Source organism: Vibrio sp. Vb1574 (assembly GCF_033338675.1).
Map to the genome: position 1 here is coordinate 23,273 of NZ_JAWOTC010000010.1, position 19,081 is coordinate 42,353.

At 45.8% G+C, this 19,081-nt stretch carries 19 protein-coding genes; 10 read left to right on the forward strand and 9 right to left on the reverse strand.

Annotated elements, in window-relative coordinates:
• Nucleotides 1-13: 13 nt before the first annotated feature.
• Both R7O12_RS09445 and R7O12_RS09450 read right to left on the reverse strand, forming a co-directional pair.
• Entirely contained in the window at nt 14-1,366 is a 1,353-nt protein-coding gene (locus R7O12_RS09445; protein ID WP_021452774.1) for a GntP family permease, read from the reverse strand.
• 158 nt (nt 1,367-1,524) lie between these two features.
• The gene (locus R7O12_RS09450; RefSeq protein ID WP_318105296.1) at nt 1,525-2,667 is read right to left on the reverse strand and encodes a sugar diacid recognition domain-containing protein; all 1,143 of its coding nucleotides are present in this window, start codon (nt 2,665-2,667) and stop codon (nt 1,525-1,527) included.
• A 234-nt stretch (nt 2,668-2,901) separates the two neighbouring features.
• Between R7O12_RS09450 and R7O12_RS09455 the strand changes: the two genes are divergently transcribed.
• Nucleotides 2,902-3,075 carry a hypothetical protein gene (locus tag R7O12_RS09455; protein ID WP_005374332.1) on the forward strand — a complete coding sequence of 58 codons (174 nt, stop codon included), beginning with the start codon at nt 2,902-2,904 and terminating at the stop codon, nt 3,073-3,075.
• A gap of 71 nt (nt 3,076-3,146) precedes the next feature.
• Here the strand turns inward: R7O12_RS09455 and R7O12_RS09460 are convergent, their stop codons facing one another.
• Nucleotides 3,147-3,509: a hypothetical protein gene (locus R7O12_RS09460; protein ID WP_017634365.1), complete on the reverse strand. Its 363-nt coding sequence runs from the start codon at nt 3,507-3,509 to the stop codon at nt 3,147-3,149.
• Between the two features lie 276 nt (nt 3,510-3,785).
• Here R7O12_RS09460 and R7O12_RS09465 point away from each other — a divergent pair, with 276 nt between their 5' ends.
• The 6 genes from R7O12_RS09465 (at nt 3,786) to R7O12_RS09490 (ending at nt 8,388) form a co-directional block, all read left to right on the forward strand.
• Nucleotides 3,786-5,633, forward strand: coding sequence for a M3 family metallopeptidase (locus tag R7O12_RS09465; protein ID WP_318105294.1), 1,848 nt, complete (start codon nt 3,786-3,788; stop codon nt 5,631-5,633).
• A 67-nt stretch (nt 5,634-5,700) separates the two neighbouring features.
• Nucleotides 5,701-6,237, forward strand: coding sequence for a DUF924 family protein (locus R7O12_RS09470; RefSeq protein ID WP_005374339.1), 537 nt, complete (start codon nt 5,701-5,703; stop codon nt 6,235-6,237).
• A 24-nt stretch (nt 6,238-6,261) separates the two neighbouring features.
• Complete coding sequence (locus R7O12_RS09475; protein WP_017634368.1) at nt 6,262-6,591, forward strand: DUF4144 domain-containing protein; 330 nt, start codon at nt 6,262-6,264, stop codon at nt 6,589-6,591.
• A gap of 139 nt (nt 6,592-6,730) precedes the next feature.
• On the forward strand, nt 6,731-7,216 hold the full coding sequence (locus tag R7O12_RS09480) for a VOC family protein (RefSeq protein WP_005374344.1): 486 nt from the start codon (nt 6,731-6,733) through the stop codon (nt 7,214-7,216).
• Nucleotides 7,217-7,390: 174 nt separating this feature from the next.
• A complete protein-coding gene (locus R7O12_RS09485; protein ID WP_017634369.1) occupies nt 7,391-7,816 on the forward strand; it encodes a VOC family protein in 426 nt (141 codons plus the stop codon).
• Nucleotides 7,817-7,875: 59 nt separating this feature from the next.
• Nucleotides 7,876-8,388 carry a macro domain-containing protein gene (locus R7O12_RS09490; RefSeq protein WP_318125776.1) on the forward strand — a complete coding sequence of 171 codons (513 nt, stop codon included), beginning with the start codon at nt 7,876-7,878 and terminating at the stop codon, nt 8,386-8,388.
• Nucleotides 8,389-8,521: 133 nt separating this feature from the next.
• Here R7O12_RS09490 and ygjK read toward each other — a convergent pair whose 3' ends face one another.
• The 3 genes from ygjK to R7O12_RS09505 all read right to left on the reverse strand — a co-directional run bounded on the left by ygjK (nt 8,522) and on the right by R7O12_RS09505 (nt 13,688).
• Nucleotides 8,522-11,212 (reverse strand): alpha-glucosidase, encoded by a 2,691-nt coding sequence (gene ygjK / locus R7O12_RS09495; RefSeq protein ID WP_064354460.1) that lies wholly within the window; start codon nt 11,210-11,212, stop codon nt 8,522-8,524.
• Between the two features lie 115 nt (nt 11,213-11,327).
• On the reverse strand, nt 11,328-12,095 hold the full coding sequence (locus R7O12_RS09500) for a hypothetical protein (protein WP_064354459.1): 768 nt from the start codon (nt 12,093-12,095) through the stop codon (nt 11,328-11,330).
• 456 nt (nt 12,096-12,551) lie between these two features.
• Nucleotides 12,552-13,688 (reverse strand): MBL fold metallo-hydrolase, encoded by a 1,137-nt coding sequence (locus tag R7O12_RS09505; RefSeq protein WP_318105291.1) that lies wholly within the window; start codon nt 13,686-13,688, stop codon nt 12,552-12,554.
• A gap of 180 nt (nt 13,689-13,868) precedes the next feature.
• Between R7O12_RS09505 and R7O12_RS09510 the strand changes: the two genes are divergently transcribed.
• The gene (locus tag R7O12_RS09510) at nt 13,869-14,114 is read left to right on the forward strand and encodes a Rho-binding antiterminator (RefSeq protein WP_005460845.1); all 246 of its coding nucleotides are present in this window, start codon (nt 13,869-13,871) and stop codon (nt 14,112-14,114) included.
• A 96-nt stretch (nt 14,115-14,210) separates the two neighbouring features.
• Here the strand turns inward: R7O12_RS09510 and R7O12_RS09515 are convergent, their stop codons facing one another.
• From R7O12_RS09515 to ompW, 3 genes are all read right to left on the reverse strand, one after another.
• Nucleotides 14,211-15,701, reverse strand: coding sequence for an MDR family MFS transporter (locus tag R7O12_RS09515; RefSeq protein WP_025589648.1), 1,491 nt, complete (start codon nt 15,699-15,701; stop codon nt 14,211-14,213).
• Nucleotides 15,698-16,723, reverse strand: a complete 1,026-nt coding sequence (locus R7O12_RS09520) for an HlyD family secretion protein (protein WP_064354458.1) — start codon at nt 16,721-16,723, stop codon at nt 15,698-15,700. Before R7O12_RS09520 ends, R7O12_RS09515 begins: the two co-directional genes overlap by 4 nt.
• A gap of 214 nt (nt 16,724-16,937) precedes the next feature.
• Nucleotides 16,938-17,582, reverse strand: coding sequence for an outer membrane protein OmpW (ompW, locus tag R7O12_RS09525; protein ID WP_064354457.1), 645 nt, complete (start codon nt 17,580-17,582; stop codon nt 16,938-16,940).
• A 494-nt stretch (nt 17,583-18,076) separates the two neighbouring features.
• Here ompW and R7O12_RS09530 point away from each other — a divergent pair, with 494 nt between their 5' ends.
• Nucleotides 18,077-18,727 carry a Qnr family pentapeptide repeat protein gene (locus R7O12_RS09530; protein WP_005374358.1) on the forward strand — a complete coding sequence of 217 codons (651 nt, stop codon included), beginning with the start codon at nt 18,077-18,079 and terminating at the stop codon, nt 18,725-18,727.
• 9 nt (nt 18,728-18,736) lie between these two features.
• The gene (locus R7O12_RS09535; RefSeq protein ID WP_005383281.1) at nt 18,737-19,048 is read left to right on the forward strand and encodes a cupin domain-containing protein; all 312 of its coding nucleotides are present in this window, start codon (nt 18,737-18,739) and stop codon (nt 19,046-19,048) included.
• Nucleotides 19,049-19,081 lie beyond the last annotated feature (33 nt).

Here is a 19,081-nt window from a genome sequence, read left to right on the forward strand (position 1 = left end):
TATTTCCAGAGACTTATAAGAGAACGAGGCTCAAAATGTACACTAATGCCATTGCCGTGACACCTTGAACGAGCGTAGCCATGGTTTGCGCGCGGTACGCTAGGCCCACCGACATGCGACTAAACTGCGAAACTACCCAGAAGAAACTGTCGTTTGCATGAGAAACCGTCATCGCACCTGCACCGATCGCCATCACCGTTAATACGCGGCCCATTTCTGAATCGAGCCCCAATTGCGTGAGCATAGGCGCAACCAAAGCCGATGTGGTCACCAATGCAACCGTTGATGAACCTTGCGCCGACTTTAGCGCAGCCGCAACGATAAATGGCATGAAAATACCCACGCCCAGCGCCGATAGCGTCGTACCTAAGTATTCACCTAGCGGCGTTGCTTTTAATACCGCGCCAAATGCACCACCCGCACCGGTAATCAAAAGAATAGGCGCAGCAGCCGTAATACCTTGGCTGATTCGCTCGCCAAATTCTTCAATCTTGTTGTCTGACTTGAGTAGGCGAACAGAAAGGAACAGGCCAATCACCAATGCCGTTAGTGGCTGTCCTAAGAAAGTCAGAACATCAAACACAAAACCTTCGCCCAGCGGTAGGCTTGGGAATTTCGCGATAGAGCCAAAACAGATCAATAAGATTGGAACAAAAATAGGAGCGAATGCTTGGCTCGCCGTTGGCAATTTGCCGTAAGACGCTTTGAGTGCTTGCCAATCATGCTGAATTTCCTCTGCGGCTTCAATGCCATCTGGTTCAACATGTTGGAATCGGTTCGCCCACAACATACCCGCTAGCGCCGCAACCGCTGCAACAAACACACCCACACCAATCACTAAACCAAGGTTAGATTCCAGGCCTAAGTTACCCGCAGCGGCAATCGGGCCAGGAGTTGGCGGCACAAACGTGTGCGTTGCGTATAGGCCAGTTGCCAACGCCACACTCATCGCAACGCTTGAGGTTTTTAAACGCTTAGCGAGTGATTCTTTGAGCGAGTTCAGAATGACAAAGCCTGAATCACAAAACACTGGAACAGAAACGATGTAACCGATGATGCTCATGGTCAATGTTGGGAAACGCTCACCCAACACTTTGATGACCGTATCGGCCATGGTGATCGCCGCACCACTTTTTTCCAAAATAACACCAATGATGGTACCTAAAACGATAACCAAACCAATGTAACCAAGGATGCCGCCAAAGCCAGAAGCAATGGTTTTGGCAATGCTATCTGCCGGTAAGCCGTAAGCAAATGCCGCAAGGAACGCCGCGATGATCAGCGCTAAAAAGGGATGTAATTTGAATTTGGTGGTCGTGAGCACAATAAATGCGATCACCCCGAGCAGGATTAATATAAGGTTCATGATAACTCCATTTATTCTTATTTTGCTGAGCGAGTCCGTGTTGGCTCACTCAACATGTAGGGACGCATGAATTATTAATCGTTTGCTTTAGAATTCCTTTAGGCGGAGTGACAAATGATGTGGTCAAAAAATGACGCGTATTGTGCAGATGCACAATATCACGACATTTTTGAGAGCCGAGTCGCAATATAAAGCTCCGCTAACCCCACAAAATTGGTAGTTGGTAGCCCTGTTATCTCGGTGATTTTCTCTAACCGATAGCGCAGAGTGTTCCGGTGAATAAACAGCATTTTAGAGCATTCTGTTACATTGCCATTGCATTCAAACAGTGCATCTAGGGTTTTCAATAATTGCCCAGATTTGTCTTTCTCTTTCAACCGTTTCACACCATCAACAATTTGTTCACCTTGCCAAATATCCGCCAACGGCGCTAACAAAACAGGCAAACGAAGTTCATCGAACAGGTACTTACGTTTCTCTGGGTAAAACTGCTTGCCAATAGCTAATACCTGCTTCGCACTTTGGTATGACAACGCGACATCTTTAGGCTCATTAAACAGCTGCCCTAGCGCAATGTGAAACGTATGCGAATCGTGATCGCTTAAACGCGACATCAACTTATCAATGCGCTCACTTTCAACTTGGCTATCCCACTGCTTGGCGGAATGACACGGTTTCAACACCACAATTTCATTCACTGAGACAATCGCAACTAGGTTGTTACGCTCTGGGTATTCAAGCAGCTCAACAATATTGCGCACACTCTTCATGCTTTTCGAGGCGGACGGCGTCGAGACTTCAATCACCGTTGCCACCCGTGGTTGAGTAACATCGATAGAAAGACGCATCGCCCAATCTTTCAGCTCTTCATCGGTCAATTTCCCATTGATCCAAGCCAGAATAAACTCTTCGCGATGACGTCTGTCCCACTGAAATTTTTCCACCAGCGCGGCTTGCTCGATTGTCAGTTCAGCGGTCATTTTAACCAGTTTTGCAAAATCTCGGATTTTCTCCGGCTCGCCTGTGACGCCAACAATACCGACCACGTCGCCATGTAATTTCAACAACATATTGATACCGGGTTTGACACCCTGCAACGTCAAACATTGCTGCTCATTAAGCTCTAGCGAATCGCCATGATTCAGCGCCAGTACCGCGCCATCATGCACTTGCCCAACACGTTTAGGGTCGCCACTGCCAATGATGATGCCTGCCGAGTTCATCACATTCACATTGTGACCAATGATGGACATGGTTCGATCAACAATTTGTTGTGCTAAAGCGTGGTCGAGAATCACCATTTCGAGTTTCCAAATTGACCGTTTAATCACTCAATAAATCACAAATGGCAAACTATCGCGATGCTGCGGTTCTAAATAACGGAAGCAGCTCAAAGCATTATCCAATTACCCATATTTAAAAAGTGGATTAAACCTTCATTTTTAGCAGCGGGTTATATACTTAGAACAAAGGTTACCAATGCATTCTTCACTGTGCATTGATGCCACTCGTCTACCTACAGAGGAGAGATCAACATGGAGTTACGGAATAAATCGGGGGAAGTTGCAAATATTGCTGATAACCTCACTTTGAAGGAAATCACAGAAATGGGCTACACCGTAGATTTATGCGATGAAGCATTTGCTCCTGGAGAGCATTGGAAAGCGGAAGGTAAAACGCAAGGTATGGGCGAGTATCCAGAGGAGTAAACGTCCTGACGAACCAGCGTACAAAAGCGTTCCACAAACAGAAAAGCCGAGCGACTTAACGCTCGGTTTTTTTACTTTTGAACTTCTTGAATAAACAAGCTCATCTCTTCAAGATAATTGCCGTTTGAGCATCCCCAGTCGGTGACCTCAATCAACTCTGTAACTAACTGTCCAGACTCATCATCTTGCACTCTCTGCACAAACGCTTCAAAACGTTCCAGTTGTGCCTGACTCTTAACGCCATGCACGGCATATTCTACAAGCAAGCCGTTGTACGTCTGCCAGCGCTGGTCGCCCGCAACATCATTGCTTAAAATCACAGAACACTTTTGTTGAATGCTTTCAACCGCATCATTTCTTGGTGGCGCGACTGTGGAACATCCAACTAAAATCGTACCTACCGCCAATAACGTAACTTTTGTCTTATTTATCATATCGTTTCCAACTGTATCGCCACGATATGGAAATCTTATTACACCTGATAAGGATCATCGATAGCGCACCGCAGATTAATTACTTAATAAACTGTAAACTCCATACCAGTCTTAACACTGCAAGCTCATAACTCCTATTAACTCACCCAAATGTAAACAAATAGTAAAATCACCTTTACGCGATGCAAAATCGACAAATGAGATTAGCGTTCCTTTCTCGCGACCAAGCGTGCAATAATCAACTGTCTACATAACGAAACCATTTGAAGGATCAAAATGACCGCAACGGATTACCTCAACGACCTCAATCAAAGTTACCTTGCGATTCACCGCACCAAAGAAGATTTCTTTTGGGAAACTTACATGGGGATCAGCGATGACCATAATGGCTCGACGCAAGCACAAACGGCATGGACAAGCTTTTTAAGCAACGCCGAGCAAATTACTGCCATCAAACAACAGCTTGAAGCCGCGGACTCAATTACCGACCCACAAGAGAAACAACAAACCATTACGGGTCTATCTGGTTGGCTGGCGATGTTTGAATCTCACGCTATCGAGGGCGAAAAAGCACAAGCGTTGAAAAATCAGCTCATTGCCTTTGAAGCTGAGCTCTTCGAGAAAAAACAGAACCACGTACAAACATTTACCGATGAGAACGGCGAGCAAGTAGAAGGTTCACTTCCAGTATTAAGCTCAACCATTCGCACTAGCAATCATGAAGAAGTTCGCCAATCAGCTCATCAAGCGTTGCTGAACCTTGAACAATGGCTACTGCAAAACGGCTTTATAGAGCTGATCAAGCTGCGCAACCAGTTCGCTCGCTCACTGGGTTATGCGACTTTCTTTGATTACTCCGTGCAAAAAACGGAAAAGATGAGCTCTGAGCAGCTATTCGAGATTTTGGAAGATTTCGAACAACGCACGCGAGATGCGCATCTAAACAGCTTAGAAAACTTGGCGAAAGAGAAAGGCGAAAGCGCACTAGCAGGCTACAACTTTGTTTACTCATTCGCGGGTGACGTTATGCGTGACCTTGACCCATACGTGCCGTTCTCAAAATCTCTGAGACGCTGGGTAGAATCATTTGGTCGCCTAAATATTGATTACTCTGGCGCGACGCTAACGCTGGATTTACTAGATCGCAAAGGTAAGTACCCGAACGGGTTCTGCCACGGCCCTATCCCTTCTTTCTATAATCAAGGCGAATGGGTCGCAGCGCAGGTGAACTTCACCAGTAATGCCAAGCCAGACCAAGTGGGCAGCGGCTATGATGGCATTAACACGCTGTTCCACGAAGGCGGCCACGCAGCACACTTTGCGAACGTAAAAATGAACGCGCCTTGTTTCTCGCAGGAGTTTGCGCCGACGTCAATGGCTTATGCAGAAACTCAGTCGATGTTCTGTGATAGCCTGTTAACCGATGCCGATTGGCTAAAACAGTACGCACTGGATGATGAAGGGAATTCTGTGCCTGATGAGATTATTCAAGCAATGATCAACAGCCGTCAGCCATTCAAAGCTTATGAAGAACGTAGCATCTTGGTTGTACCATATTTTGAGCGCGCGTTGTATCAATTGAGCGATGACGAGTTAACGCCAGAACGCATCACTAAGCTGGCTCGCGATTGTGAAAAACAGATCCTTGGTTTGGAATGCAGCCCTCGCCCACTGATGGCGATTCCACATTTGCTATCCGACGAAGCGGCTTGTGCGTATCAAGGTTATCTACTCGCGCACATGGCGGTGTATCAGACCCGTGCATACTTCCTTGAGAAGTTTGGTTACCTGACGGATAACCCAGAAATTGGCCCACTGCTGGCAAAACACTACTGGCACGCAGGCAATCACTTGTCTCACAACGAAACCATTGTCAGCCTGACTGGTGAAGGTTTTAATGCTAAGTACCTTGCAGACGTGTGTAACCTGTCGCCAGAACAGGCATGGGAAGTGCAGCAGAAGAAAATCGACTCACTTGCGACGCGAGAACGAGCATCAGTCGCTTCACTGAACGCCGCGATTAAAGTCGTCGACGGCAGTAAAGAGCTGGCAAGCAACGCCATCTCTGACGAACAAATGTGTGACGATTTTGAACGTTACATCGTAGAGACTTACGGTCGATAACACAGAAAGCCAGGAGCTCGCCTTCTGGCTTTTTATTCTTTAGCTAATGCAATAAGAAGGAAGATCCATGTACCAAGAAGTCATCAAATTTTGGTTCGAGGAGCTATCGCCCCAAAATTGGTTTGAAAACAACCCAGAACTGGACAAGCGTATTGCATCGCGATTTGCCTCGGTATTAGAACAAGCGGCTCGTTGTGAACTGTTTAATTGGCGTGACAGCGCACAAGGACGATTGGCCGAAATCATCGTCCTCGACCAGTTTTCACGTAATGTGTATCGCAACACCCCAAAAGCGTTTGCACAAGACCCACTCGCATTAGCATTGGCTCAAGAGGCAATTCGGTTAGGTCACGATAAAGAATTAGCGCCTGAGCAGCTAAGTTTTTTGTACATGCCGTTTATGCACAGCGAATCTCGCCTCATTCATGTCGAAGCTGAAAAATTGTTCCGCGCATCAGGGCTTGAAAATAACTACGATTTTGAGCTAAAACACAAAGCCATCATCGACCAGTTTGGGCGCTATCCTCATCGCAATGCGATACTGGGAAGAGAGAGCACTCCCGAAGAGTTAGCGTTTTTGCAACAACCTGGGTCAAGTTTCTAAATAACAATGAATAATGAGTTAACCATGAGAGACCACGCAGTATGCTGGCCATGCTTGCTAAAACTAGACGGCGACGATGAGCTGATCTATACGCATTCCCAGTCCGACTTAGACTCTGAATGCGAAGCCCTCATTTTTGGGCAAGATGATTACGTTATCGACTCAAATGGCAACACGTTTGAATTGAAAAACAATGGTTCGAACACCACTCTTTTACATCTAAAAGAACGAACGCTGTCCGTAGAAGAGGTTACGTCATTAATCCAATCGCATGAATTCAGCCTCGCGCAACGGTGCATTATCAAGATTCATTTCACCTCGGTGAGGCAAGCTGTTGAGGCCTTAGCTCACTAACTCAATCCCAACATGTACAGCATTAAATAAAATTATCATTTTTATAATTTATGATAATTTCATGTAATCAACATCACGCCATATACTCTCCCACATCGAAACAAGACAACGTTCAAACACACATGTTGGGAGTAAACAAATGAAAATGAATCATGTCGGTATTATGGTCGGAGATATGGACAAAGCGGTTGAGTTTTACACGCAAGCGCTAGGTCTAAAAGTCGTTATGGGCAACACGAAAGTGATTGAAGAACGCGAAACGGCAATTGGCAGAATGTGTATTGCGGTCTTTGGGGAAGGCTTTAAAGGCTTCAACATTGCGCACCTTGTGACAAGTGATGGCATCGGCCTTGAGTTATTCGAAATGAAAGAACGTCAAGAGCGCCATGAAGTGGATTTTTCTCGCATCGGTATCTTCCATTTCTGTTTGCAGACAGACGATTTTGAAGGTGCTATCAAACGCACCGAAGCACTAGGTGGCAAAGTTCGCATGGACATCATGCGTTACCACCCAGAAGACGATAATAAGCCTGCGAAAATGGTTTACCTAGAAGACCCATTCGGCAACCTATTCGAGCTTTACTCACACACTTACGAAGAAACTTACGCTTCTGATTACGAGTAATAGCCCCATCCATATTCCAAAAGGCTAGCAATACGCTAGCCTTTTTTGTTTGCTTTGAGTTGCAGTGTTTCTGCACTCGCTCTAGCAAAAAAACATCTTGAATTTGATCATTTCTCTCACCACTTTTAAGGTCACTTTATACTTACCTCAACACAATGCAAAAAGGAGTGAAGCATGCCCACCAAAAATCCAATCGCCATCAAAGCGCTTGATCATGTTGTATTAAGGACCTGTAACCTCGATGCTATGTTGCATTTCTATCGAGACATTTTGGGCTGCCCTGTCGAACGCGAAGTAACGGAACTTGGTTTAACTCAACTTAGGGCAGGTAACGCATTGATTGATGTAGTGACGGTAGACAGCGAATTGGGCCAACTCGGCGGTAAGCCACCAGTTCAAAATGGTCGTAATATTGACCATTTTTGCCTGCAATTGGCGCCTTTTTCCGAGGATGAATTACTGGAATATCTGCGTGCGCGCGGCATTGAAACCGAAGAGTTTGCGAAGCGGTATGGCGCACAAGGGTTCGGTAGATCACTCTATATACATGATCCGGAAGGAAATGTCGTCGAGTTAAAACCTCAAGTGATTGATGAGTAAGCTACACTTTACTGTGTTACTGACCATTTGTTTCTCACCATTGTAGAAGGCTCAAAAAAATGAACGCGATCTCGTTAGTCCAAGGCGACATCACCACCGCCCATGTCGATGCCATCGTGAATGCAGCAAACCCGAGAATGCTCGGCGGAGGTGGCGTCGATGGTGCCATTCATCGCGCAGCAGGGCCTGCGCTTATCAATGCGTGTTATGCCGTTGATGATGTCGACGATATTCGATGCCCGTTTGGTGACGCACGCATTACTGAGGCTGGCAATTTAAACGCGCGTTACGTCATTCATGCCGTTGGCCCGATTTACGATAAATTCGCCGATCCAAAAGCGGTGTTGGAATCTGCATATCAACGTTCGCTGGATCTCGCGCTCGCCAACCACTGCCAAAGTGTGGCGCTGCCTGCGATTTCTTGCGGAGTGTATGGTTACCCACCTCAAGAAGCAGCAGAAGCCGCGATGGCCGTTTGCCAAAGACCGGAATACGCGGCACTCGACATGCGCTTTTACTTGTTTACTGAAGAGATGCTTTCGATATGGCAACACGCCCTGACCCAGCACTAAAATCTTTGTGACAAGAGGCATAAAAAACCGGACTGCTAACACAGTCCGGTTTGTCTTATTTGTCACTGAATTATCGTTCGTTAAGCGCTACGAATGCTAGGGGGGGTCATCCAAAGCGCCTAATGTGTGCGATCTAGTTTTTGAAGAATCCGTTGTACATCATGTACAAATGCGCTGCAGACCAAGAGAAGTTCGACGCACCTTGTACCGCGCCCGTCTCTGGGTTGTAGTTTTCACGGATTGGCATGTCACCCGTCATACCTTCTGCGTTGTTAAACAGTTCATTCGCCATTGCAATCGCTTCTTCTTTGTAGCCGTAGTTTTCCATCGCACGGAAGCCAAAGTACACTTGATCTAGCCACACGCGACCACGCCAGTACACATCTTTACCGTAAGCAGGGTTGGTTTGCGATGCGGTCGGCAAAGGCACTCCCGTTCCTTGGAATTTATCTGGCGTGTTGAACTCGTCTTGATCACGCATCACCGCGATCACTTTATCGGCATGCTCTTGCGTTGCTGCACCATTAAACAGCGGCGACCAACCTTCAGGACCACGTCCACGCTCTACAATCGGCAAACCCGCACAACCATTTGCAAGAGGCGCAGGAGTAGTGCCATCTTCAGCCACATTCAAGTGAATGTCGTAGAAGAATCCTGTGCTTTCATCAAACATACATTGGTTAATGTAAGTCTTGATTTTTTCTGCGCCATTAAGGAATTCTTGCGCACGATCTTTACCTTCTACGCCATCAGACACCAACTTCGCCATTTCCGCTAAGTATTTGTTGTCTGAGTACATGTAAGAGGCTTGATCCACCGATTCTTGCAGCATAGAGAAGCCAAGCAGCTCACCGTCCGCTGCGTTATTGTTGGTGCGGTTTTCTGCAAAACGAACTTCCCAATCTTTCTTCGCTAGATCGAGTTTCGCTAAGTTTTCCGCTGACGTATTGCTGTACACCCACTCTTCGCCTTCCAGCTTGATGCTGTTATCAAAGCCGTACGCACTTGCCGCGTAGCGACCAAGTTGATCCACATTTCTGTCTGGGTTGCTGATGTCTTCAGCTTGCGAATTCATGTTGTGGATGTTGTAGATAAAGCCAAAACGAGCCGCGTTATCCATGCCCGATTCCCAGCCCGCCGCTTCTTGTGCGCCGACGTGAATCGTCATGTAATCCACTTCATCGAGAATCTTATTGTAAGACGCCATGCCTTTTACTTTATAAGAATTGCCGTTTTGCTCGATGATGTCTTCTGCAGGAATAATGGTCGTGAAGTTAGGATCGCGCGTTTCTACCCAAACGTACATCACGCCTTCTTCCGTGTTGTGTGCTGGGTCTACTGCCGCGCCGTATTCAGGCACACCATTTTGGTTGTGGTCGCGGTTGGATAGCCACCAATCGTGGTATGCCACCAACTTCGGATACATTTCATCAATGAATTTTTGCGCGTCTTCTGGGCGATCAAACTGGTTCACGAGAGCGTAATACACCTCCATCACAGACCATGCCGCCAACGATGGTTTCGTATTGCGTTCGTTCCAGTTTTCAGAGCCAGCACCACCACGACTAACAGGTTTGGTGTACGTCAACACATCCAGCAAGTAGCCTTTATCTTGCGGACGGATCTTGTCATCAGCTTGAACTTGCTCTTGGAATACCGTGCGAATGTTGTCCATCGCAACATCTGGGTTGAAATGCGCCATCGCGTACGCTTGTTTCCACGAATCCCACGGCCACGTTAAGTTACCAGAGAACCAACGCGCAGTGACCGATGGCGTGACTGTCGCTTGTTCAATATCGCCCGCCGCAGAGCGCCAGTTACCGTTTAGGGTCTCCATCGCTTTTACCGCTACGCGAGCTTGGTCTGCTGTCGCTTCTTTGTTGATAAGACCATTCGCTAAATAGCCGTCCCAACGCGCTTTCGACGCTTCCATGTATTGAGTTGGATTCGCTAATACATCTTGCAATTTCAACGATTCTGACTGCACTTCTTTCGCATTGTGCAGGTTAGAATACGCCGTATAAACCGCCGATGTTTGCTCAGCTGGTAGGCTCATCTCCGCGGTAGAACTGAATGAGGTTTCGTTGGTGAACGTCTTCGTCGGTAGAGAACGAGTAATGCGGAACTCGGCATCGCGGTCATTACGAATCGCCCAGTTGTCTTTCATCTCGCTAAAGTTAATTTTAATGCCGTTTTCGATGGTCGAAATCTGGCGCTTGTAATCTGGGTAGTACTGCGCCACGGTTTGGTTTTTGCGCGTCGACAGCGCGTATTTCACCAACTCGCCGTCCCACTCCAACGCCAAGTTCATATCACGATCAGTTTTGTTAGTGATGAGCGTTTCCACCAGCGAAGAGCGATCAGTCACGAAGCGCAGCACCATTTGCACGTGAATATCGTCCAAGTCCAACACCTGCACTAACGCACCTGGAATGGAATAGACTTTCGCTTCTGCGTTCGATAAATCGTAAGTTTGGCCACTCACTTTGTCGGTCAACGTGAGCTTGTCGAACGTTTGGCCAGACATAAAATGCGCGTACTCTTGCGTCACTTGCATAATACCGCCGAAAGCGCCATAACCCGCCGCATCTTCAGGTAGCAAATGGCCATGCCACGCGCCGTTGTCCGTGAGTGCGTTGTACTTCAGGTTCGAATAACTGTCGTAATCACGCAGGTAAGTTGGATTACCAGTACGATCAATCACGTTAGTAAATTCCGAAGTTGGCGCCTGTGGTAAACGGATTTCAGTTTTATCATTGGAACCACATCCAACAAGCGAAATAGTAGCCCCGATCAGAATGGCAAGTGTGCTCTTTTTAAACATACTTTTTCCCTATTATTTACGTTATTTTTATATTCTCATTTATATAAATGAGTATTTTTAGTGTGCAGAAGCTCGGCTCGCACTAAATAAGCACGAGCTTCCAATAATTATTCTTTTATTTTTCTTTAGCGATAGTGATGGATTTTAATAAATCGCCATTAATATTCGGAATTGTGTCAGCCAAAAATATCTGATTACCAGGCGTAAAAGTGAGTAAAACATTTTTTAGTCGTTGACTGTTTTCACTGGTTTTATTTTGAACATCAAACTCAATTAATTTGTTGTACACTTCATTTGCCAGTTTTTCTTCTTGTTCTTCGGTAATAGCAATGCGTCCAACACAAATTGGAGGCCGAATATCGTGGCTAAACACTTCTTCACGAAAGCGCTGTGCAAATAGCGTGTCTAAATTTGAACCTTCTTCAAAAATAAAGCGGCCTGTATCTTTAAATTGATAGTGTTTATCCCCTTTCAGTTCAATGTAATCCATCATTTCTAGTGCACGTAAATAGAGCGCAACGGAAGTATCACTCAGCTGGTATCTCCGTGCGATCTCTTCTAAAGACCACTCAGGTCGACGCAAAAGATAAAGAAAATCAAATAAGTGAGGATATTGATGGAAAATCTCACTGTTGGTGTCGGTGATAAACTGTTCATTCTCTTGCTGCAGCTGCTTACCTCGCATGGATAATTCAACCAAATCCGTATCAAGGTGCGTGGCGTACAACAAGATTTTATCTAAACCAAGAGACGTATTGTGAAGCTGCCTTTTTATGGTAGAAAGCGGGATTCCAAGTCCAATAGAAAGCTCGGAATATCCAATGCCTTTTTCTTTTATTTTTTCTCGTAAAGCAGCAAGTAAATACGTTGCAGAATTATTCATCGAACAATGCCTGTATTTTATTTATTCAGCATCCATGATGATAAATTCAAGAGAGTCCTACTCTTGTGATTTTGGTCTCAATATTCTATCTTGTTGGCGTAAAACATGTCTTATCCATTAGATTTTTTTACTTTTCTTTAACTGGATACATTTTACCCATCAAGAACAAGCTATAGCCATTGCTCTATGAGCTTATCAAGATAATAGTCAGTATAATTGTTTTGAAGAGTAAAATTAAGATGGCAAAGATTTTTACTAAAACTTTTCTGATAAGAGCGCAAATTTTCAGATCAAAAGTATCAAAAAATGACACCAATCGATTTATAAAAGCGTGAGATCACAATTGGAAAGTGAATCTATGGAAATTTTTAATTTCAATGACCAGTAAAATCCTTGTTATATTCTGAAAATAACAAGGTTAATTTCTAAAATAATTATTGAAGTAAGATCATATTATTAAGTCAAAATTCCAGCTGGATCACATATTTCTTTTTCTCGCCACCATTGTTTATTTATATGTTCTTGATGAACGTAAAAACTTTCCCCCGGCATTGGCGTCAGCAGCGTTATATGTTCTTTTTGACAATGGGCAAGCAAATCTAAAATCGGTTCGTCCCAGCGGTGAGTAAATAGCTCGTATGTAGCCCAATGTACTGGCAACAGTTTTTTCGCATTTAAATCGCGAAACGCTTGCACGGTATGATGAGCCTGCATGTGCCCCCAGTTTTCGACCGGATAACCTTGGCCTTTCACATCGGCAGCCACTTCCAAACAGGCAATGTCGATTGGTCCACATCGCTGTGCGATCTCGGAAAAGTGCGAATCGTAAGCTGAATCGCCACTAAAATAGAGCGTCTCTTCTTTGCCTTTGATGACCCAAGAAGCCCACAGGGTCGCGTTTTTATCGAAATAAGTACGACCCGAATTATGGTTAGCAGGCGTACAAATCAGTTCGATTCCAGCATAGTGCACGCTATCCCACCAATCGAATTCCACGATGTTGTCTGCGTAAACGCCCCACTTTATCAGATGCTTGCCAACCCCTAAGGGTACATAAAACGTCACGGGTTTATCGGCGTAAAAACGTATGGTCGATGCTTCTAAATGGTCGTAATGATCGTGCGAAATCACAATAATTTCAGGAATCGGCAAACGATCTCTGGCATGGGTATTGGGAATATTGCGTTCAAACCACGCTTTTGCGATGAACGGAGAAGCGTAATCAAATAACGGATCGGTCAGAATTCGAATGCCATCGACCTCCACCAGCATGGTGGAATGGCCCAGCCAAGTAACGCGCATCGATTCACTTCGCTGCGCAAACTGCGTGGGTTGAATTGGGGAATGTGGCAGATGTTCGTTAGGACTCAACGGCGTTCTACCACCAAGATAACTCCAACACACCTGCCAGAATGATTGCGGACTAGGGACGTTTGGCATCTCGTTTTTAACGCGGCCGTTTTCAAATTGAGGCGAGTGGTGAACACGGTGCGCCAACTGCGCATGGTAGGTTTGAGGCGGAATCAGTGAATCTGGCTTTTGTGTCTTTTGTTCACTCGTTAGGTATGTGCGCTTAAGTATCGTCTCAGACATATTGTAGTTTTGTCTCACTTGCGAACGCTCAACAGTAGGTTTATTAAAACGTGCGTGTATGTCTATTTCGTGACCAAAATGAGGTGTAAGATGAAGATTCAGTTTCAATCAAACGTCTTCTATTTAAGGATACGGTTCTCAAACCTTCTGAATACTGCGTCGGTTTGAAAGGAGAAAACTATGGTGACTTGCAGCCAATACGATTTTATTGAAATCGCCTGTATGTTTAAGCTCCCTATCGAGATCACACTAAAAAATGGTGAAACTCATCAGGGCAACGCGTTCGACACAGGCTACGACATGCAGCGACAAGAGTGTTTGTTTTTAGATATGGATGGAGAGCACACCGCCTTCCCGACTGAACAATTAGTCGCAATGCGCGCGCTCAAAGCCAATCCGCATTTTGACGAAGTGACGTTTGAGTAAACGTCCTTCTTTCACTGACACCGTCCAATAAAAAACGCCTCTCAAGCTGACACAACTTGAGAGGCGTTCTCTTACACGGTTCACCTGAACTTGTTGTTATTCACGTGACCGGATGAAAACCAGCATCGGCATCATGATCACGAACATCACTCCCACAAGCTGGAAGGTGTGCACAAACGAGACCATTTGCGATTGTTGCTGCAACATCTGTTGGTATTGGTCTAACGCAACCGGATCGGTAATGGAAAGCCCCTGATTGGCCGCCCAGTCATGCAAGTTAGGATTATAAGGATTAATACCCTCACCCAGCGCATGCCATTGCTGCTGACTATCACGATATTGGAACGTGGTAGCGATAGAGATACCAAACGAACTACCAATCGTACGGAACAGATTGTAAATACTCGCCGCCGCGACAGATTGCTCTTTCGGAATCGTTAAATACGCCAAGGTGGACAGCGTCGAGAAGGTTAAACCAAGCCCCATTCCCTGAATCATACTCGGCATCACAATCCAAAATGTATCGATCTGCAGTGAGTATTGCGTCATCAAATAACTACCAATCCCGATGCAGCTCAAGCCAAAGACTATTTTGATTCTGGGATCGAATTGCGGATTGAGCTTAATCACCAAAATCAACATCGCCGCTGACGCCAATCCACGCGGTGCCATTAATAAGCCAGTGGTTGAGACCGGATAATCCAGCAAGCTTTCCAACAGCATCGGTTGTTGAGTCGTCAGGCCAAACATCGCCATCGACACCACGGCAATCATCAACGACGAGACCATAAGATTTCGGTCTTTAAGCAGCCATAATGGCGCTATTGGGCTTTTGGTTTTCCAGCTACGATAAATCCACATCACCGACCCCATGACAGCGAGTAATATCGCGGTCTGGATCATGCGTGAGTTGAGCCAGTCTTCTTCGTTACCTTTATCCAACACAAACTGCAACGCGCCCACACCTAACGCCATGTAACCGATGATCCACCAGTCAAAGTTGGGTTTGGATTTGTTGTCGATGTGGATATAGCGATAAATCAAAGAGGTACAAATCAAACCGAATGGCAAGTTGATGTAAAATATCCAGCGCCAATTGATGTTGTCGGTGATCACGCCACCCACGACTGGGCCCAAAATAGGACCAAGCAAAATGCCGATGGAGAAAATCGCCATCGCTTTGCCTTTTTGCTCGTACGGATAAATCTGCACTAACGTCGACTGCGCCAATGGAATCACCGACGCGCCGAAAGCGCCTTGGATAATGCGAAATAGCACCATCTCTTCAAGAGACTGTGCTTGCCCACAAAGCGCACTGGCAATTACAAAACCGATCACAGCAACCAGCATGACTTTGCGTTCACCAAAGCGCGACACCCAGAAACTGGTCATCGGAATGAAGATCGCTTCCGCCATGCTGTAACCCGTCAGCACCCAAGTAATTTGGTCTGCCGTTGCGCCCAACGCGCCCATCATGTGCGATAGCGACACGTTCGCAACGGTCATATCGATTAACACCATGATGGCAGAAAGCATCACGGCGACGGTGGCAATCCCCCGTTTGTCTGCCGTAATTTGATGGTTCATTGCACGCTACTTTGCAAATCAATGGTGACTTCTGAGCTCGCACCCACGCGAAGTTGCGGCGCATCGGCCGGTACTTCTAATGCCAAACGTACAGGGAAACGTTGTTTGATTTTAACCCAGTTACCCGTTGCGTTTTCTGGTGGCATCAAGGAGAACGATGTACCACTCGCAGGCGACAGCTGCTCTACCGTTGCTTTCCACACCACGTCTGGGTACATATCAATCACCACATCCGCATGCATGCCAGGTTTAATATGAGTAAGATCGGTTTCTTTAAAGTTCGCGCGTACCCAATAGCTGTCTTTTAAAATCACAGGGAACAACGTTTGACCCACGCTAACGACCGAGCCTACGTGCGTATTGATCTCACCGGCAATGCCATCCACTGGTGACGTAATGTCGGTGTAGCTCAAGTTCAGCTCTGCTTGCGCTAACTGTGCTCCCGCTTGTTGAACAACCGCAGCCTCTGCGCCTTCTTCACCACGGTTCGCAATGGCTTTTTCTACCGTCGCGCGCGCTTGCTCCAGGCTCGCTTGGGCATTGGCTAGTTTGTTTTTTGCCGTATCTAAATCTTGGTTCGACGCCAGTTTGCGTTTCACCAAGGAATCCGTACGTTTGTACTCCACTTGCGCTTCTATCAGGTTAGAGCGCGCCGCATCTAAGCCCGCAACAGCTTCAGTTACCTGCTTATCGGCAACATCATGTTGCTGGACCGCCAATTGGTATGCCGCTTTTGCTTGCTTCACTGCCAACAAATATGGGCGTGAATCTATCTTCAGCAGTAGGTCACCTTTGTTAACAGATTGGAAGTCTTTGACATCCGCGGAAACCACTTGGCCTTTTACCTGAGGCGCTACCGACAAAATTTTTGCCCTAACGTAGGCATCTTCCGTGCTTGGGTGACTGTCTGAATACTGCCAAGACCAATACATCGCACCAAATGCGATAACACAGAGAGTAAAGAAAAGAGTTTTTACCAGCTTAGATCTGGAGGAGGAATGCTTTGCGATGTCGTCGCTCATTTATATTGTCCACTTGTTCAATTATGTGATCAGTGTAGGACTTTTCGATCTTCCGACAATAAAATGATCTGCAAGGTAAAGATCCAATTTTGCATGTTGCTAAGTGGAGTAAATGATGTGCAATCAAAACGAGGATAAAAAAGAGGGGCAGTCCCCGTAACCGCCCCCAAAGTCATGCCAATAATAGTAATGTGCGTGTAACTACTGGTTTTTCTTAGAACTTGTAACCGCCGCTGATCATAAATACCCAAGGGTTAATTTTGACGTCGGTTTTTTGCTTCTCTCCACCTGCTTTGTAAGTTGCTTCTGTTTCAATGTTTGCGTACCACGCAGCAGCGTTGAGGAACCATTGATCGTTGATCATGTAGTCCACACCAATATTCGCTGCTAGACCGAATGAGTCATCCAACTTAAGATCTGAAAGACCAGCGCCTTTACCCGTGCTATTGAAGCCCTCATCAAAGAACATGGTGTAGTTGAGACCTGCACCCACGTATGGACGGAACTTACTTTGTGGCTCGCCAAAGTAGTACTGCACCATAAGCGTTGGTGGAAGGTGTTTGGTGTCCGCGATATCACCAAGACCTAACAAGTCTGTTGAAATATCGTGGCTGAATGGTGTTGCTGCTAGAAGCTCTAAACTGATGTTGTCTGTAAACATGTAGCCAAACGTCAAACCAAGCTGCGTATTTGAATCCACTTTCAATTCTTCTTGAGAACCAAGAATCTTATCGCTGCTGTCGTTTGGAACGACAGACGCCGCACCAACACGAAGAACGAAGTCACCTTGTTTATGAGCGAAAACACTTGGTGACACGAGTGCAGCAACCACTGCTAGACTGCAGATTGTTTTTTTCATTTTTATTTCCTTTCGTAGGGCTTCGTTATGTCGTACCCAAAGGGGTGCCTGCTAACTGATCTGAGATTTCAAGTAAACTCAGCGCCTTGAAGCACACGGGTATCTATATCTTTTTGAGCTGTGCGCAATCTAGCACATAGAAACCCTACTATTTTGATGGAAATCAATTTGTGAAAAATATAGGTTTTTTGTATGGAGAAACGCCATATTGATCAACAAATTATGCAAATAGGATACAATTCTGTAATGCAAACTGTGCGTGTGAGTTGCCATGCATACCCATAAATGCGAATCCTCTCGTTAAGGCTCGTAGCCAGTAAAAACTTTTTTCGTCCTCTACTTCTTCTATTTTCAAAAAAAAACCACTTAAAAAGCTCGTTTGACCCCTTAAAATCGCGATTTGAGGGGTTTGTAAAACACTGAAATACAAGAAGTTATTTTTATGGAAAATCAGTCACTTGGAGTGCTAGTCTGCTCGCAGCTAAGGAGAAGACATGTTAAAAACCGACCTCATTTTTGAACGAGAAAACTTTTCTCATCACGATTTTCAGAATGCCACCTTTAAAAACTGCCACTTTTATATGTGCTGTTTCGACCATGCCGATCTGCGCGATGCTAAGTTCATCGACTGTCGCTTTATCGAATCCAAAGCGCTAGAAGGGTGTAGTTTTCGCTTCGCGAACTTAAAAGACGCCAGCTTTACGAACTGTATGTTGGCGATGAGCCTGTTTAACGGCGCAAATTGTATGGGCTTGGAGCTGCGTAAGTGCGATCTCAAAGGGGCAAACTTCCAAGGTGCGAACTTTGCTAATCGCGTCAGTAACACCATGTTTTTCTGTTCTGCTTTTATTACTGGCTGCAACCTCACCTACTGTAACTTCGAACGAGTGTTACTAGAAAAATGTGACCTCTTTGAAAACCGTTGGAACGGTGCGAACCTCGCAGGGGCAACTCTCAAAGGCTCGGATTTATCTCGCTGCGAATTCTCGCCAGAACAATGGGGAACCTTTAACGTTGAGCAATGTGATCTGACTCATGTCGAACTAGACGGGCTGGATGTTCGCCGCGTTTCTCTGTTTGGTGTTAAAATTTGTGATTGGCAACAAGAGCAATTGCTTGCGCCTTTTGGATTGATCATTCTCTAAGGAAAGGCCATGAACCTGTTTAAAGACTTACCGAATAACCTCGACGAGGAAGTGTTCGAAGACCTGCTGACCCACAAAAACCTGCGTATAGAACGCATTGTCTCAACAGGGCAAACCTCGCCCGAAAGTGGCTGGTACGATCAAGAAGAACATGAATGGGTCTTGGTTCTTAAAGGAGCTGGAGAGCTGACTTTTGAATCAGGTGTAGTGCAACGACTTGAGGCAGGCGATCACGTTACGATTCCAGCTCATACCAAACACAAAGTGAGCTGGACTGACCCAACGCAAGAAACCATCTGGTTGGCGGTGTTTTATCAATAAACACAAAACGATCTTAAACCCAAAAATAGGCGC